We start from the raw sequence: 16,831 nt of genomic DNA, 5'->3' as shown, positions 1-16,831 counted from the left end.
GGGAGCCGCAGGCACTGCCTTCTTGCTGTGGAGCCTTTAGCTTACGGACGCTTCCGCCGCAGCCGGCAAGTGTGGGTACTCCGCGGAGCGTCCCTGGAACTCGAGCACATCCGTGTTGCGGATCACGCCGTCGCGAATCTCGATCGCACGGGAGATCGTCTCATTGGTGTCCCACGCCTCCGGACCTGCGGCCACAGTCTCCAGGAATGGCAACAAAGCCTCGCTGATCTCCCAGCTGGCCGAGTTCCACAGGTAAGAAGGACTGTGATCAACGGCGTAGTAGTTCACGTGCCCGCCCACCCGGAACATGGGTTCATCGAACGTTGTGGACCTTGCCCAGCTGAATCCCATCCCGGGATCGCAGGACACATCCACGATCAGGCTGTCCGGCCGGAAATCGGCCAGGTCCTCTGTCCGCAGATACGTCAGCGGGGAATTCGGATCCTGCAAGGTGCAGTTGACCACAATGTCCGCGGCAGCAAGGAACGGGGCCAACGGCTTGCGACCACCGTCTGTGATGACTTCGCTCAGGAAGGGTGCATTGTTGTCGTGGTCGAACTGCACGATCCTCACTGAGTGGATCGGAGATCCCACCGCGGCGACACCCCTGTTCGTCAGGACCTGGACATCATGGACGCCGTGCGCATTCAACGCTGTCACGGCTCCGCGGGCAGTGGCGCCAAAACCGATGACCACTGCTGTCAGGCGACGACCGTAATCACCCGTTGAGCCGGTCAAAGCCAGGGCATGCAGCACGGAGCAGTATCCGGCAAGCTCGTTGTTTTTGTGGAAGACGTGAAGTCCGAAGCCGCCGTCGGCAGCCCAGTGGTTCATGGCTTCGAAAGCGATGAGAGTTAGCTTCTTATCTATCGCGAGTTGGGTGATGGCCTCGTCCTGGACGCAGTGCGGCCAACCCCAAAGGGTCTGCCCGTCCCGAAGTTCCGCAAGATCCTCGACCTGCGGCTTGGGCAGCAGAATGACGTCGTTCCCGGCGATGAGCTCCTGCCGGGTCCCCAGCCCACCCACAAGCCCGGCGAGTGTGCTGTCCGGAACACCAAAGCGTTCGCCGTAACCATGTTCAAGGTGGAGCCGTTGGCGCAGTTCCGGAGCAATGCGCTCAAGATGTTGAGGGTGGATCGGTAGCCGTTGCTCGTTGGGCTTCAGCGAAGAACCCAGGACGCCAATGCTTAGCGGACCTTGCGCCCCAATCACTTTTTATGGCCGGTTGCGGGTTTCGCGGCCGCAGTGTCGGGCGTCTCGGCGGCCCGTTTGTCAGCGCGCTTTTCCTTGATTGATTTACTGGATTTCTTCGATGCAGCTTGGCGCGGTGATTTGTCGCCCATGATGGCTCCCTAGAGCGGAGCCGAAATGGCTCCTGACTCCTGACGATACACCCCGCGCCTGAGCAGCTTGGTATCGGGCTGACTCACTGTGCAGGCTCGACGGCGGGCCGGCCATGCGTTACGCGGTGGCTGACGCGATCCGCGGTGTCGTCAACCCGAACGAAGTGCTCCACAGGCTCCATGTAGAACCGGGCACTGTTGATGACGCCCTCTTCCACGCCGAAAATGATGACGCCGGTGAGCTCATGCGGCGTGCCATCCCGCCACGAGCCCTGCATGTGCAGCTCGGTCCAAGCTTGGTTGCCGGACACGCTATGGGAGACCATGCGAACTCTGATGTTCGGCACTCCTGTGAAGAGCTGCTCCCAGTTGATGCGGATAGCGTCCCTGCCCGTGAAGCCCCTGGTGGGGTGGGCAGGCGTCTCATTGACGTAGCCAGGCGCGAAGCATTCGGCCAAGGCTTCCAGATCATGCTTGTTCGTGGCTTCCAGCAGGCGGTGGATGACGGCGAGTGGACCCGCCTCAGCATCGTCGGTGAGAGTCATTGGAGGACCTCCCGGATAGGTGGATGTATCTACGAGTTTAGGCTTGGTGGCCGTCGGGGTCGACGGGTGCGGGGCCTTATCTGGCGAGTGCCGGGTTTCACGCGCAAAGAGGGCCAGGACCATACAGGGTTCCCAACAAGATGACCCCCTGCCCGGAGGCAAGGGGTCATGATGGAGCGGGCGACGGGAATCGAACCCGCGTATCGAGCTTGGGAAGCTAGCGCTCTACCATTGAGCTACGCCCGCGTCGCTCCGGTTATTCGCCGGAGCGAGTCCTAGCTTAGCGCAGTTGCGGGGGTCCTCATGACAGGCGCGCAACCATGTCTACTTGAAGAGCTTCAGGCCGTTCCATCCGGATCCAACCTGCGCGTAGGTAGTCCAGGAACCCCTGCCGAGGCCGTAGTTGTACAGGTTGCCATCCGCAGTTTGTGCAGTGATGCCGCGCGTGCCTGCGCCGGTGAGCCCGAAGCCCGGAAGCAGCATGCGCATGTACTGCCAACCTGTGCCCACAGTGGTGGCCGGGCCAAAGAAACCAGCCCAGCCGTCTCCCCGGTAATTGATCAGGGATCCGGAAGCTGTCCTTGCCAGGATGTCGTTCGCGCCGTCGCCCTCCCAGTCCGCCATGGTCAGTTCCATGCCGTTCCAGCCCTTGCCGATGACCTGCGGAGCGCTCAGGGCACCGCCGAAGGTGTTGGGGTAGTAGCGCAGCACACCATCCGGAAAATACCCGACGACGCCGGGCCGCGGGTGCGCGTGCGTCCACTTGCCCACGGTGATGGTCATGCGATCCCAGCCGCCGTTCCCCACGACAACCTGGCCGGCGAAGCCGCCGCCCGGGAGGCCGCGGTAAACGCCCAGGACGCCGTTGTTCCACTGCGCAAGGATGTCGTAAATGCCATCAACGTCCCAGTCCACTACGAAGCCCTGCTTCAAGCCGGTCCAGCCCGAACCGATCTGGACGGCCGTCCCATACCCGCCTGCCGCCGTCGCGGGGTAACGCAGCATCCGGCCGGAAGAGTCGGCAGCTACGAGGTCGGCGCCGGACTTGATGCTCGCGGCGGCCGCCGGATTTCCGGCGAAGTAATGCTCCAGCGTCGGGAATCCGCGCCGGTTCATATCAGTGGCCAACGCGACGCCAACATAGCGCAAGTGCCAGGGCTCGTAGCTGTACCCGGTGGTGCCCGTGTAGCCGTTGGGGTACCGGACGATGAAGCCGTACTTGTGGGCGTTCGCTGCCACCCATTTGCCAGCCGCTGTGTCGCCGAAGCAGGTGCTCAGGCCACAGGAACCGGCAGCATTGCCGATGTCCATGGCGAGGCCGGTCTGGTGTTCGCTGTACCCGGGACGTGCCGAGATGGTGTCCGCATAGGCCTGGCCGTAGATGCTGACGTAGTAGGAGTAAACCTGCTGTTGCTGGGCATAGGACCGGTAGCCGCTCACGATCGACAGGCCGCCGGTCCCAGCGTCCGCCGCGCCCTGGAAGAGGCCATTGAGCCAGGCAGCGGCTTCGGCCCGCATGTACTGGCCGGAGCCGCGGGCATTGATGAGGTCGCTGGGGGCGTAGCTGACGGGATTCAGTGGCCGGGATTTATTGACCAGGACAGAGAAGCTTGCAGGGTTCCCGATGGGATCCACGCTGGGCAGGGGATTCACCGTGGTAGGCGCGGCCACTTTATTCGCAACTGTGGATGCCACTGCCGTAGGGGTTGTTGCTGATGCCGCCGACGCAGGCGCAGCGGCCATGACTCCACCAGCCACCGCCATGGCGAGGAATGCAGCGCAAGCAGCCAGCCGCCGTCGTGCGTTCCCACGGATAGAGTTCCCACGGACAAACGGATGTTTCAGTACTCGCATTACGCCCCCAATTTGGTTTTGCCAGCGGCACGAACTCTACCCGGCCCGGGACTATGTGTCAGCTGTGTCTCAGATACGCCGGCAGGTAACCATTCGGTCAAGGCTCGTTTGTCGTGTGTCGCAGGCAAGCGCGGCTGACTATTCTGAAGGTGTTAGCTGCAGTGTATGGGGAACCGGGCTACGACATTCGAACCGTACGCCGAAAGAGGTTTCCGTGGCATTTGCAGACTATGAAGTGGTGATCAGCAGGGATGCCATGACCGTCTATGGATTCCTGATGGATGGTATGAACAACTCCCTCTGGCGCTCGGGCGTGCGCAGCATCTCGCTCCGATCCGGTGTCCGTGGCCAGAAGGGCGCGGTCTATCAGCAGACGCTCACTGGCCCGGGAGGACGGCCGATCGCTGCAGACTTCGAGATCACGGAGGCCCGGCCGGGCGCAGAAGTGCGCTTCGCCGTGGTGGCCGGACCCGCCCGGCCCACGGGCGGCTACTACCTCAGCACCGAAGGCAAGACGACGCGGCTCAGGTTCGCCCTGGAGTACCACCCCAAGGGCCTGCAGAAACTCATGAACAGCATGATCCAGAAAACCATGGAAAGTGAAGTTGCCCAGTTGGAGCAGCTCAAGACCGTTATTGAGTCCGCCCAGGCGGTTTGATTGCCGGGCGATTTGATTACCCGGCGGTTCCCTACTGGGCGAGCTTGAAGCCACTCCAGCCGCCACCGACGCTGACCGGCGTCGTCAGTCCTCCCGAGGTGAGGTCCCAATACTCCAATACTCCATTGGTGCCCAGGCCTGCGATGCCCGTGGTGTTTGCGCCGGTAACTCCTTGAAGTGACCGCAAACCGGTGTAGTCGGTCCATGCCGCACCCACCACTGGCCTGGCCTCCTGCTTCGGAATGGCCAGTCCGCTGCCGCGATACAACCTCAGGTACCCATTGGGCTCAACCGTGAGGAGATCCTGGAAACCATCGGCGTTGTAGTCCACCATGCTGAGCCGGACTGCCTTGTTGCCTGTTCCGATCGCCGCCTGGGTTCGTATGTACGTCATTCCGGAATTCTTGTAGAACCAGAGCCCGCCGGAGGCATCCATGGCCACAATTTGCGGGAGGCGGTTGTTTGCACACCAAGTACCCACGGCTATGTTGAGGGACTCCCACCCCTGACCCAGGACTCCGGGCGATCCGAAGCCGCCAGACTGCCTGCCCGGGTACACCAGGAGCGCTCCATCCAGGCGTTGGGCGATGAGGTCAAAAACGCCGTCGCGGTCCCAATCCGACACGAACAGCTCCTTCAAACCGGTGAAACCGATTCCGATCTTGCGGGCCGCGCCGTACTTGGCGTCACCCAAGGACGGATAGGAATAGACCGTTCCGTCCGGGCTGATGGATACAAGGTCTGCAGCGCTGCGGATGGCGGCCGCGCTGAGATTCACGGTAGGCGGCTGGTACTTGCCGCCAGGTTCACACACACCCACTGGATCCGTCGGCGGCGTGACCGTCCCTCCCGGACGCGTAGTGGTTCCGGCGGGCAGCGTGGTGTAACCGAAGAAGTTCACAACGCCCCACAGTGTGTAGCGGTTGGGGGTCGTTTGCCAATTGCCGTCCGTGTAGGTGATCCCGATGCCCATCACATTGAAGCGCGGATCGCGCAGCAGGGCGTCGTGGCCGGGAGACCCCTTCCACCACTCCACCAATTGGGCAGCGTCACGATCCCACCGGACGGCAATGACCTCACCAGCACCGTTGTTTGGGTTGAGCGCACGTGGGTCCGTCCAGAAGTTTGGCCTGTGCTGGATCACTTCGCGGCTGGCGATGCTGTTCGACCATTCCTGCGCCATGCTCGCCACCGTTGCGTGATACTTCACCGGGGCAAGGCCCAAAGAAGCGCGATAGCTGTTGATGGCGTTGAACACGGTCAAGATGGCCGCGGTGTTGTCGTCCGGGAGTAGCGCGAGGGCACCGTTGTCCGGGTCCGCATCGCTGCTGGGGGTCTTGCCTGGGAAAGGGGTGAGTGAGGGGGAGGGGGCGGGCGTTGGCGGCGCTGGCGTTGGTGACGGCGCGGAAGCCGTTTGTGACGGCGTCGTTGTTTGGGTTGGTGAGGGTGTTGGCGACGGCGTCGTTGTTTGGGTTGGTGAGGGTGTTGGCGATGGCGACTCCGACGGACCAGGCCCTGCGGCAGGCGCTGTTGGCGTTGGAACGGAGGTGGGGGAAGCCGACGCGGCGGGAGGACCGGGGACCGCTGGCTCGTTGGCTTCTGGACTCCCGGAGGGAGTGCCTTCCGAGGAAGGATCGTCCGGACCCCATGAGGGACCGATGTTCGGCACCGGAGGAGGTGTCTCAACCATCGGATCTACTGCGACCGGCCTGGTCGGCGCTGCACTTTCGGAACCGGAATCCGGCCCCGAACCGGGGCCCGGCGTAGGGTCGCCAGCTGCTTCGCTGGCGGCGGGGCTCGCCTCCAAAGGTGCGGGGACCGGCGTCGTACTCGTTTCAGGGGCCGTGAGCCCGGACGGTACGCTGCCCGAAGAAGTAGTGCCGCCGCCTGGTAGGGCCTCTGTAGCTGGCAGGATTTGGCTGGACGCGGCTACCAATATGGCTAGCGCGCCAGCCAGCACGATAGCCGCAGGCGCTGACAATTTCCCCACAATTACCCCGCGAATGCTCGTTGCCCCCAAGTACGGGCGCGGCTTTACATGTCCGGGAACTATAGTCCCATGGGGCGGCCCGGACAATGCATGGGGTATTTTTGATGCTGTGCTGATCTCTGACCGCGATATTCGTGCCGAAATAGACTCCCAACGGATTGTCCTTGAACCGTACGATCCCGCGATGGTTCAGCCGTCTTCCGTGGACGTACGGATTGACCGGTTTTTCCGGCTCTTCGACAACCACAAATATGCCCACATCGACCCCGCCGAGGAGCAGCCCGAGCTGACCCGGCTGGTGGAAGTGGAAGGCAATGAGCCTTTCATCCTGCACCCGGGTGAATTCGTACTGGGCTCAACGTACGAGACAGTGAGCCTGCCCGACGACATCGCTGCGCGCCTTGAGGGTAAATCGTCCCTCGGCCGGCTCGGTTTGTTGACGCACTCCACCGCAGGCTTCATCGATCCGGGCTTCTCCGGGCACGTCACGCTGGAACTTTCCAATGTCGCGACGCTGCCAATCAAGCTGTGGCCAGGCATGAAGATCGGCCAGTTGTGCTTCTTCCGCCTGACGTCCTCAGCGGAACACCCCTACGGTTCCGGTGAGTACGGTAACCGCTACCAAGGCCAGCGCGGACCCACCGCCAGCCGCAGCCACCAGAATTTCCACCGGACGGCCATCTAGCCGGAACCGGACGGGCGTCAGGCGCTGACCGTCAGGCGCTGACCGTCAAGCCCTGACGGTCAGGCAGCGGCGCGCTCGGCAGCCCGCGGCGGTGTGCGGGGGCTCCTGCGCAGTGCCTTGACCACAGGCTCCACGAAGCGAGCGGCCAGCGGACCCGTGATGGCCATGATGAGGACATAAGCCGTGGCCAGGGCTGCCACCTCCTCCGGCACGGCTCCCGAGGCCACGGCCAGGCCAGCAATGACGATGGAGAATTCACCACGCGCAATCAGGGCCGCTCCCGCACGGAAGCGGCCCGGCATTGCAATGCCCGCCCGTTTGGCGGCCCAGAATCCGGTGAACATTTTGGTGGCCGTTGTCAGCAGGGCGAGCAGCAACGCCCAGCCCAGGACCGGTGGGATGGATGTAGGGTCCGTGTTGAGGCCAAAGGCAACGAAGAAGATTGCCGCAAACAAGTCCCGGAGTGGTTCAAGGATGCGGGTCGCATTGTGGGCCGTGGCGCCGGAGATGGCGATGCCGAGCATGAAGGCACCCACGGCAGCTGAGACCTGGAGGGCGGAGGCGACACCGGCCACCAGGAGCGCCAGGCCGAGCACGTTCAGGAGGAACACTTCCGAATTCTCGCTGTGAACGGCTTGGGAGACGCGGTGCCCGTGTTTGAGCGCGATCATCAGGACCACCGTGACGACAGCCAGCGCGATGCCCACCGTCTGCAGCCCACCCAGGAACCCGACACCGGCCAGGATGGCAGTGAGAATGGGTAGGTAGATGGCCATGGCGAGGTCCTCGAAAACGAGGATGGAAAGCACTACTGGAGTTTCGCGGTTACCGATGCGGCCGAGGTCCGTGATGACCTTCGCCGCGATTCCTGAGGACGATATATAGGTAACGCCACCCATCACGATGGCGCCCACGAGACCCCAGCCCAGAAGAACGGCAATCCCGGCGCCGGGAAGGAAATTCAGGACAAAGTCCAGGACACCGGCCTTCCACGAACGTCTGAGTCCGGTGACGAGTTCAGATGCGGTGTATTCCAAGCCGAGCATCAACAGCAGCAGGATGACCCCGATTTCGCCTGAAAGATGGGCGAATTCATGCATACCATCCAATTTGACGAAGCCGCCCGCACCGAAGGCCAAGCCACCCACCAGGTAAAGCGGAATGGGAGACATGCCAATCCGGCCCGCTAGCCGAGCAAGGAGACCGAGGCAGAAGACGACGGCCCCCAGTTCAACGAGGGCTAGTGCGAGCGGATCCATGGCGGGTCAGCCGTTGCGGAGGATATCGGCCGCCGAGTCGAGGCCTTCCTGGGTGCCAACCGCAACGAGCAAATCACCCGTGTGAAGTACGACGTCGGGTGCAGGCGAGGGGACGACCTCCCCTTCACGCATGATCGCGACGATCGAAACACCACTGCGGGTTCGGATCTGGGCTTTGCCCATGGGCTGGTTCACGAACGGGGAGTCAGGCGTGATGGAGAACTGGCGGGTCACGATGCCAGGTATCTCACGGTGGGCCTCTGCCAGGCGCATGGCAATGTGCTGCCCGCCGAGGAGATTGCCCAGGGTTGCGGCTTCATCGGCCGTGAGGGGAATGGAAGCCTGGCACGTATCCGGGTCATCCCATGTGGACACGAAGAGCTCGGTCTCGCCTTCTCGAAGCTCCACGACACCGATGCGACGGCCCGAGGCCGTGACGAAATCCTTACGGACCCCAAGGCCCGGGAGTTCAGTCTCATCCACGTTCATATCTCCACCCTAACTCTGTTGGATCTGCACTGGTACGGCGTTCGCGCTCAGCTGTTGCAGTGAAGTCAGTGATCCGGTACCACGGCGATTTGCGTCTTGCCGGGCGGCTTCACTGGCAGGATCACCAGGAGGCCGGCAAGCAGGACAACCATAATGCCGAGGATGCCCCATCGCTGGGCTCCACCTTCTTCAACAATCGGAGCGGCAATTGTGATGCACAGGGTGAAGAGGGTGGGAGCCAGGAAGCTGACAGCCCGGCCCGTGGTGGCGTAGAGCCCGAAGAGTTCTCCCGACTCGCCATCGGGGGCAAGCCTGGCCAGGAACGCCCTTGACGAAGACTGGGCTGGGCCAACAAAAAGGCACAGCAGCAGGCCGAAGATCCAGAACGTATTGGCGGCAGGCCAGCTGTTTCCAAAGAACACGTAGTTTCCGTTGCCAAGCACCAGGATGAACGTGCCCGCGATCAGCAGACCCACCAGGGAAAGCACGATGACTGCCTTGGGTCCGATCTTGTCGTCAAGGAAGCCCCCGATGATGGCGCCCACCGCTGCCACGACGTTGCCGAAAATCGCGAAGAAGATAACTTCCTTAAGTTCGAAACCAAAGGTCCCGGCCGCGATCACCCCGCCGAACGTGAAGACTGCAGCAAGGCCGTCGCGGAAGATCGCGCTGGACAGCAGGAAATAAATGGTGTGGGGACTGGTGCGATAGATGGCCACGATGCGCCTGAGCAGCAGCCGGTAGGACGCTACGAAGCCCAAGGACGCAGTGTCCTTCTTCACGGAAACTTCAGGAACGGCAAACAGCACGGGCAGGGCGAAAATGAAGAACCACAGGGCCGAGAAAATGGCCACAAGCCGGATGTTCAGGGATTCTTCAGTGGATGCACCGAACCATTCGAAAGACGGCTGGACGAACAGTTGCAGGACCAGCAACAATGCCACGATCCCACCGAGGTATCCCATGCCCCAACCAAAGCCGCTGACCTTGCCGATGTTTTTGGGGGTGGAGATCTGGGCCAGCATGGCGTTGTAATTCACACCGGCGAACTCAAAGAAAATGTTGGCAAGCGCAATCAGGCAGACACCCAGCAGGAGGAATCCTGGCTGCGGGAACACAAAGAAGCACAGGGCCGTGAGGACGGCTGTGGCCGCAGTGTTGACTCCGAGCCAGAGCTTGCGCCGGCCGCCGGCATCCGAACGTTGGCCTGTCACGGGTGCCAGCAACGCGATGGCCAGGCCCGCGACGGCCAAAGCAGCACCAAGTGCGGCAGAGGCAGCGTCCTCGCCGCCGAAGGCAGACGAGGTCAGGTACACCGTGAACACGAACGTGGTCATGATGGCGTTAAAGGCAGCGGAGCCCCAGTCCCAGGAAGCCCAGGCAAGGATTTGGCCCTTCTTGGAGGAAGCAGGTCCGGAGGCAAGCTCGGATGCTGGGTGGGAGGCTTCGGGAACTGCGGCCGCGTTCATAGCCTGAATGCTATCGGGACTCTGACAGCGACGGGCAGATGACAGACCGCTATGTGGATACCGCTATGTGGATAACGCAGAAAAATTCATCCGCAGGGCCCATCGGCTCCGGCCGAAAACTGTCCGGGCCCCTTGATAAACTGGTCCAACCGAACCCAACGTATGACCGCCTGCTCCAACTTTTGACAATTCGTTTCTGACTTTGCGGAGAAAACAGTGATCACAGTTCTCGCCATCACCTTTGTAGCGGCAACTGTGGCGCCCTTGATCTTCAGCAAACTTGGTCGGAACGCCTTCTATGTCCTGGCAGCGGTTCCCGGGTTGGCCTTCCTCTGGCTGGTCCTCCAGTACGCTCCCGTATATTCCGGCGCGGGCATAGAAGAAGTATTCCCTTGGATTCCGAACCTCAAGCTCGAGTTCGCGTTCAGGATGGATGCGCTCGCCTGGGTCATGTCACTGCTCATCCTCGGTGTGGGCTCCCTGGTGCTGGTCTATTGCGCCCGGTACTTCAAGAACAAGGACCCTGGGCTCGGTGGGTTCGGCGCCCAGCTCCTGGCTTTTGCCGGTGCCATGTTCGGCTTGGTGACATCGGACGACCTCCTGATGATGTTCATCTTCTGGGAGCTCACCACGGTCTTGTCCTACCTGCTCATCGGTTATGCCCGCACCCGCCTGGCTGCACGGCGTTCTGCCCTGCAGGCCCTGATGGTTACTACGGCGGGCGGCCTGGCGATGCTGGTGGGGCTCATCATTCTGGGCCAGGCCGCAGGAACCTACCGGATCTCCACAATCCTTGGCCAGGCCGGGACGCTCGTTAACGGCAGCACAAGTGGCATGGTGGGGGCCGCCGTCGTTCTCATCCTCGTGGGTGCCGTGACCAAATCGGCGCTGGTGCCCTTCCACTTCTGGCTTCCCGGTGCCATGGCGGCTCCAACGCCAGTGAGCGCCTACCTGCATGCCGCAGCCATGGTGAAGGCCGGTATTTACATCGTGGCGCGCCTGGCACCGGGTTTCGCGGAATCGCAGTTCTGGCTCCCGATGGTTCTGGGCCTCGGGCTGGCCACCATGTTGATTGGCGGCTACAGGGCCCTGCGCCAGACCGATATCAAGCTCATCCTGGCCTACGGCACGGTGAGCCAACTGGGCTTCCTCACCATGGTGGTGGGCCTGGGCAGACCTGACGCCGCCCTTGCCGGGCTTGGGCTTCTGCTGGCACATGGCCTGTTCAAAGCCGCGCTGTTCCTGGTGGTCGGCATCATCGACCACCAGTCCGGGACACGCGATATCCGGAAACTCTCCGGTGTCTTCCGCTCCTCGCGTGCCCTCGGGGTTGTTGCCGCGATCGCGGCCGCCTCCATGGCGGGGGTGCCGCCGCTTGCGGGTTTCGTGGCCAAGGAGTCCGTCTTTGAAGCCTTCGTGCACTATGGAAATGGCCAGGACGCGCCCGCCTGGGGCATCTGGATCCTCGTTGGGCTCGTGATCGGTTCAATCCTCACTTTCGCCTACAGCGCCCGCTTCATGTGGGGTGCCTTTGCCACTAAGCCGGGCATAGAGCGCACACCATTTAAAGCCATCAAGCCCGCCTTCCTGGCCGCGCCGGCGCTGCTGAGTTTCCTCACGATTGTGTATGGGGTGTGGCCCGCACCGGTCGATAGTTGGATCCAGCCTTACGCAGCGCTGTTCGCGGGCGGAGAGGAAGCCGTCGACGCCGGACATCTGGCTTTGTGGCACGGGCTCACTCCCGCTTTGGGCCTCACCGCGATCACCTTTGTGGCCGGTGCCGCGATGTTCTATGGCCGCAACGTCGTTTCACGGGTGCAAAGCCTGGTTCCCGATTGGGTGGATGGCGACCGCGCCTACCAACACACCATTGGCGCCTTGGACGACGTCGCCGTGTGGGTCACGGGCCGCACCCAGCGTGGTTCACTGTATTTCTATCTGACGGTCATCCTCACGGTTGCCTTCGCAGTGCCACTCGCGGCTCTGCTCCTGAACAACAAACCGTTGCCCGACGGCGTCTATTTCATCGACCCGAACTCTCCGTTGCAGTTGATCGCGGGTGTGGGCATCGTGGTGGGCGCCTTGGCTGCTGTCCGCGCCAACAAGCGCTTCCTGGCAGTACTCATGGTCTCGGTTACTGGTTACGGCATCGCGCTCATGTTTGCCCTGCAAGGTGCGCCTGATCTCGCACTGACCCAGATGCTGGTGGAGACCATCGTGTTGGTGGCCTTCGTTTTGGCTATGCGCAGCCTGCCCGCCGAGCTGCGGGACCGGACGGGTGGCCGCCTCCGGGTGATCCGCGTGATCGTAGGTGCCGCCTTCGGCATCACCATGATTTTCGTTGCCATCTACGCCATGGGTACTCGTGTTGCCACGCCTGTCTCCCTTGAATTCCCGCGCCTGGCCTACGAAGGCGGCGGTGGCCTGAACGTGGTCAACGTAACCCTGGTGGACATCCGCGCATGGGACACCTTCGGCGAAATTTCGGTCCTGGCCGTGGCCGCTACGGGCGTTGCAAGCCTGATCTTCGTGCGCAGCCGCGGCGATCGCATCAAAACCTCGGAGGCCGTGCCGGAAGGCAGCGTGGGGCGGCGCACCGGCGTCGACCGTGACTCCCGCGACGGCGCCCGGCTGGCTGTGGCGAGGAAGTTCACGGACGTGACGCGGGATGCCTGGCTCGTTGCAGGCAGGACGCTTGCCCCTGAGCGGAGGTCCATCATCTTCGAAGTGGTCACCAGGCTGATTTTCCACTCGATGATCGTCTTCTCCATCTATCTTCTCCTTGCGGGCCACAACCTGCCCGGGGGTGGCTTCGCAGGCGGCTTAACCGCAGGCCTCGCCCTCACCATCCGCTACCTTGCCGGGGGACGCTTCGAGTTGAGCGAGGCGGCGACAGTGAGTGCCGGCACGCTGTTGGGGACGGGACTTGCGACGGCGGCAGCGTCCGGTTTCGTGCCTCTCCTCCTCGGCGGACAGGTGTTCCAGAGCGCGATCATCGAGTTTTGGCTGCCCGTCTTCGGAGACGTCAAGTTCGTCACGTCCACGATCTTCGACATCGGCGTCTACATCGTAGTGGTGGGCTTGGTGCTCGACGTTCTGCGCAGCCTGGGCGCCGAGATCGACGAACATTTTGAAGAGAAGGGGGCGAAGGCCGGAAAGACCAGGGTCGCCGAGCCTGCGCCTGCTGAAACTGCCGCTTCCGGGAAGGGCAACCCATGAGCATCAACCTGACCCTCCTGATCGTCATGGGTGTGCTGTATGCCTGCGGCATTTACCTGATTTTGGAGCGGAGCCTGACGCGCGTCCTGCTTGGCTTGATGCTGCTTGCGAACGCCACCAACCTGCTGATCCTCAGTACAGGTGGGTACGCCGGCCTGGCTCCTTTGTTCGATAAGGAAACAGCCTCCAATGAGTACAACGACCCCCTGCCGCAGGCGTTGATCCTCACATCAATCGTCATATCATTTGCCGTTACTGCCTTCATGCTTGGCATCATCTACCGCACGTGGGCCCTGGCACGGCAAGACGAAATCCAGGATGACATCGAAGACCGCCGCGTGGCCCGGACTCCGAGCTTCGACGCGGAAGACGACGCCATTGTCCCGTTGGAAACATCAGAGTTCGTAGTGACAGCGTCCACGGCCGAGGAACGGCTGCATCCAGAGGCGACGGAAACACCCAAAACGGCATCCACCCGGGAAGGAAGCAGCGCGTGAATCTCGCAAACCTGTCGCCACTGGCTGTCCTCCTTCCGATCCTCGGCGCTGCCCTCGCGTTCGTGCTGATCCGGCACACGGCTGCGCAGCGGGTAGTCAGCATTGTGATCCTCAGCGCGACACTCCTGCTCGAATGCCTGCTCCTGGCATCCGTGTGGGAGGGAGGCACCACATCCGTCACGCTGGGTGGTTGGCTGCCGCCGTGGGGCGTGGTGTTGGTGGTGGATCAGTTCTCCTCGCTCATGCTGGTGGTTTCCACCGTGGTAAGCCTCGCCGTCCTGATCTACGCCACCGGCCAGGGCATGGCCGACGGCGACCAGGAAGCGCCCGTCTCGATCTTCCACCCCACCTACCTGATCCTGGTGGCGGGCGTGTCCAATGCCTTCCTGACAGGTGACCTTTTCAACCTCTACGTGGGTTTCGAAATCCTGCTAACGGCAAGCTACGTGCTCATGACGCTTGGCGGGACGGGGCCGCGAATCCGTGCCGGCGTCACATACGTGGTGGTGTCCGTGGTTTCCTCGGTCCTGTTCCTCATCGCCATCGCCATGATTTACGGAGCTACCGGGACCATCACCATGGCGGACCTTGCCATCAAGCTGGCGGAGCTGGATCAAGGAACCCAGAACCTGCTGCACGTGATGCTGCTGGTGGCGTTCGGGATCAAGGCGGCCGTGTTCCCGCTGTCGTTCTGGCTTCCCGACTCCTATCCAACCGCTCCGGCCCCTGTGACAGCCGTGTTTGCCGGTTTGCTGACCAAGGTGGGTGTTTATGCCATGGTCCGCACCGAGACACTCCTCTTCCCCGGCGATACCCTCAACGTGCCCCTAATGGTGGTGGCGCTGCTGACAATGGTGGTGGGCATCCTGGGCGCCTTGGCGCAGAGCGACATCAAACGTCTCCTGTCCTTCACGTTGGTCAGCCATATCGGCTACATGGTGTTCGGCCTGGCGATGTCCTCCGTCACGGGCCTTGGCGCGGCCGTGTTCTACGTGGCGCACCACATCACCGTGCAGACCAGCCTGTTCCTGGTCACTGGCTTGATTGAGCGGCGGGGCGGATCGTCGTCCATTGACCGCTTGGGCGGCCTGGCCAAGCTCTCGCCACTCCTTGCCCTGTTGTTCTTCGTCCCGGCAATGAACCTTGCGGGCATCCCGCCATTCTCGGGTTTCCTGGGCAAGCTCGGGCTCCTCCAAGCGGGCGTGCAACTGGGTACGCCGCTGGCCATCGTTTTGGTAGTAGGCGGCGTCGTCACCAGCCTCCTCACCTTGTTGGCAATTGCCCGTGTTTGGAACAGGGCATTTTGGCGAAAGCCCGAGGACGCCGAGTACCCGGACCCCGTCCTTCAGACCCCAGGCAAGGTAGGGGTACTTCCCCGGACAATGGTGGGGTCCACTGCGGGCCTTGTGGCCTTCGGTGTTGCCCTCACAGTCTTTGCGGGCCCACTCTTCCACCTCGCCGACGGCTCGGCGGAAATAATGTTGGACCGCACTGCCTACATCCATTCAGTCCTGGGGGACTCCGCACAGGTGCCAGCCGTGGGTCAGCCAGGGGCTGCCAAATGAGCCGAAAACCAATCTCCTTTCGCACTGAACTCCCGCTGCTGGTATGGCTGGTCATCGTCTGGGGCGCCTTGTGGCGGGATTTCAGCCCGGGCAACCTGCTGTTCGGTGCGCTCATCGCCGTGCTCGTGGCCAAGTTCTTCTACCTTCCGCCGGTGGAGCTCAGTGGCAGGTTCAATGTTCTCCGCGCCCTTTCGTTCGCCCTGGTATTCCTGGGCAAAGTGGTGGCAGCGAGCTTCCTGGTCCTCTACCTGGCCGTAGTGAAGGGGCCAAAGGTGCGTAGCGCCGTCGTCGCTGTTCCGTTGCGCAGCCATTCGGACCTCATAGTGACGGCAACCGGGCATGTTATTTCGCTGATCCCGGGCTCGCTGGTGGTGGAAGTGGACCGCTCGACGTCCACCCTGTACCTTCATGCACTCAATATTTATGAGGAAGCCGGAATCGCCAGGATCCGTCAGGAAGTCCAGAAGATCGAGGCCACATTGATCCGGATCATGGGGACGCGTGAGGAACTCGACGCTCTCCAGGATGAAGCAACCCCCGGCATGGAGGGGGCAGCTCTGTGAAAGAACTCGTTCTGCTGGTGACTGCTGTCATCCTGAGCCTGGCTGCGGTGGGAGCGATCATCCGCATCGCCATTGGCCCCTCCTTGCTGGACCGCGTTTTGGCATCGGATGTCCTGCTGGCCATTCTTGGAGCCGCGCTGGCGATCGATATGGCGATGAACCGGCACCTGAACAACCTGGTGTTGCTCGTGGCTCTCGCCGTGATCGGCTTTGTAGGCTCCGTAACGTTTGCCCGGTTTGTCGCGGATCGGAGGGATCAGAGCAATGACTCCTGAACCTACTGGCGTGGATGCCGTAATCGACGCGGTGACGGCCATGTTTCTTGTGGTGGGTGCCCTGATGTCGCTTGGCGCAGCAATTGGCCTCCTGCGGTTCCCCGACCTCATGAGCCGAATGCACGCGGCAACGAAGCCGCAAGTCCTGGGTCTTTTCCTGATGCTTGCAGCCATGGGTCTGCAAATGCGCACATGGTGGGTTTGGCCGGTTCTCGTGGTGGCCTGGATATTCCAATTGCTGACCGCACCGGTCTCCGCACACATGGTGGGCCGCTCCGCCTACCGAACCAAACATGGGCACCGCGAACTGCTCACCAAGGATGAGCTTGAAGCGGTTGTCCAAAGGGCAGCCGGCAACGGTTCCACCCCGGATCCTTAGGGTTCCACTGCGGATCCTTAGGGTTCCACCCCGGACTTAAG

Annotated in this window: 16 protein-coding genes and 1 tRNA gene; 8 read left to right on the top strand and 9 right to left on the bottom strand. The window is 62.3% G+C overall.

What is annotated here, in order from left to right:
- Positions 1-36: 36 nt before the first annotated feature.
- The 5 genes from J2Y41_RS11960 to J2Y41_RS11940 form a co-directional block, all read right to left on the bottom strand.
- Positions 37-1,212: a N(5)-(carboxyethyl)ornithine synthase gene (locus J2Y41_RS11960; RefSeq protein WP_309928598.1), complete on the bottom strand. Its 1,176-nt coding sequence runs from the start codon at positions 1,210-1,212 to the stop codon at positions 37-39.
- Positions 1,209-1,343: a hypothetical protein gene (locus tag J2Y41_RS11955; protein ID WP_263422272.1), complete on the bottom strand. Its 135-nt coding sequence runs from the start codon at positions 1,341-1,343 to the stop codon at positions 1,209-1,211. The genes J2Y41_RS11960 and J2Y41_RS11955 overlap by 4 nt, the downstream gene beginning before the upstream one ends.
- An 83-nt stretch (positions 1,344-1,426) precedes the next feature.
- Positions 1,427-1,888, bottom strand: a complete 462-nt coding sequence (locus J2Y41_RS11950; RefSeq protein ID WP_309928597.1) for a nuclear transport factor 2 family protein — start codon at positions 1,886-1,888, stop codon at positions 1,427-1,429.
- 172 nt (positions 1,889-2,060) lie between these two features.
- Positions 2,061-2,134: transfer RNA gene (locus tag J2Y41_RS11945), tRNA-Gly, on the bottom strand.
- Between the two features lie 78 nt (positions 2,135-2,212).
- Positions 2,213-3,631 (bottom strand): M15 family metallopeptidase, encoded by a 1,419-nt coding sequence (locus J2Y41_RS11940; protein WP_309928596.1) that lies wholly within the window; start codon positions 3,629-3,631, stop codon positions 2,213-2,215.
- Between the two features lie 325 nt (positions 3,632-3,956).
- Here J2Y41_RS11940 and J2Y41_RS11935 point away from each other — a divergent pair, with 325 nt between their 5' ends.
- Positions 3,957-4,400: an SRPBCC family protein gene (locus J2Y41_RS11935; RefSeq protein ID WP_224089345.1), complete on the top strand. Its 444-nt coding sequence runs from the start codon at positions 3,957-3,959 to the stop codon at positions 4,398-4,400.
- A gap of 31 nt (positions 4,401-4,431) precedes the next feature.
- Here J2Y41_RS11935 and J2Y41_RS11930 read toward each other — a convergent pair whose 3' ends face one another.
- On the bottom strand, positions 4,432-5,658 hold the full coding sequence (locus tag J2Y41_RS11930; protein ID WP_309928673.1) for a CAP domain-containing protein: 1,227 nt from the start codon (positions 5,656-5,658) through the stop codon (positions 4,432-4,434).
- Positions 5,659-6,499: 841 nt separating this feature from the next.
- On the opposite strand from J2Y41_RS11930, the gene dcd reads away from it, so the two are divergent.
- A complete protein-coding gene (gene dcd / locus J2Y41_RS11925) occupies positions 6,500-7,075 on the top strand; it encodes a dCTP deaminase (RefSeq protein WP_216927188.1) in 576 nt (191 codons plus the stop codon).
- A 59-nt stretch (positions 7,076-7,134) separates the two neighbouring features.
- Here dcd and J2Y41_RS11920 read toward each other — a convergent pair whose 3' ends face one another.
- From J2Y41_RS11920 to J2Y41_RS11910, 3 genes are all read right to left on the bottom strand, one after another.
- Positions 7,135-8,334, bottom strand: a complete 1,200-nt coding sequence (locus J2Y41_RS11920; RefSeq protein WP_309928595.1) for a cation:proton antiporter — start codon at positions 8,332-8,334, stop codon at positions 7,135-7,137.
- A gap of 6 nt (positions 8,335-8,340) precedes the next feature.
- The gene (locus J2Y41_RS11915) at positions 8,341-8,823 is read right to left on the bottom strand and encodes a cation:proton antiporter regulatory subunit (RefSeq protein ID WP_309928594.1); all 483 of its coding nucleotides are present in this window, start codon (positions 8,821-8,823) and stop codon (positions 8,341-8,343) included.
- Between the two features lie 65 nt (positions 8,824-8,888).
- On the bottom strand, positions 8,889-10,292 hold the full coding sequence (locus tag J2Y41_RS11910; RefSeq protein WP_309928593.1) for an MFS transporter: 1,404 nt from the start codon (positions 10,290-10,292) through the stop codon (positions 8,889-8,891).
- A 216-nt stretch (positions 10,293-10,508) separates the two neighbouring features.
- Between J2Y41_RS11910 and J2Y41_RS11905 the strand changes: the two genes are divergently transcribed.
- From J2Y41_RS11905 to mnhG, 6 genes are read left to right on the top strand one after another with little or no spacing between them, the layout of a single operon-like run.
- A complete protein-coding gene (locus tag J2Y41_RS11905) occupies positions 10,509-13,511 on the top strand; it encodes a Na+/H+ antiporter subunit A (RefSeq protein ID WP_309928592.1) in 3,003 nt (1,000 codons plus the stop codon).
- Positions 13,508-14,008: a Na(+)/H(+) antiporter subunit C gene (locus J2Y41_RS11900; RefSeq protein ID WP_309928591.1), complete on the top strand. Its 501-nt coding sequence runs from the start codon at positions 13,508-13,510 to the stop codon at positions 14,006-14,008. Before J2Y41_RS11905 ends, J2Y41_RS11900 begins: the two co-directional genes overlap by 4 nt.
- Positions 14,005-15,573 carry a Na+/H+ antiporter subunit D gene (locus J2Y41_RS11895; RefSeq protein WP_224089335.1) on the top strand — a complete coding sequence of 523 codons (1,569 nt, stop codon included), beginning with the start codon at positions 14,005-14,007 and terminating at the stop codon, positions 15,571-15,573. Before J2Y41_RS11900 ends, J2Y41_RS11895 begins: the two co-directional genes overlap by 4 nt.
- Positions 15,570-16,136 (top strand): Na+/H+ antiporter subunit E, encoded by a 567-nt coding sequence (locus tag J2Y41_RS11890; protein ID WP_224089333.1) that lies wholly within the window; start codon positions 15,570-15,572, stop codon positions 16,134-16,136. The genes J2Y41_RS11895 and J2Y41_RS11890 overlap by 4 nt, the downstream gene beginning before the upstream one ends.
- On the top strand, positions 16,133-16,411 hold the full coding sequence (locus J2Y41_RS11885) for a monovalent cation/H+ antiporter complex subunit F (protein ID WP_224089332.1): 279 nt from the start codon (positions 16,133-16,135) through the stop codon (positions 16,409-16,411). Before J2Y41_RS11890 ends, J2Y41_RS11885 begins: the two co-directional genes overlap by 4 nt.
- A complete protein-coding gene (gene mnhG / locus J2Y41_RS11880) occupies positions 16,401-16,790 on the top strand; it encodes a monovalent cation/H(+) antiporter subunit G (protein WP_309928590.1) in 390 nt (129 codons plus the stop codon). Before J2Y41_RS11885 ends, mnhG begins: the two co-directional genes overlap by 11 nt.
- Positions 16,791-16,831 lie beyond the last annotated feature (41 nt).

The sequence above is a fragment of the Arthrobacter sp. 1088 genome (genome assembly GCF_031455315.1).
Classification (GTDB): domain Bacteria; phylum Actinomycetota; class Actinomycetes; order Actinomycetales; family Micrococcaceae; genus Arthrobacter.
Note: the sequence above shows the minus strand (reverse complement) of the source record. Positions and strands in the feature narration are given on the sequence as shown.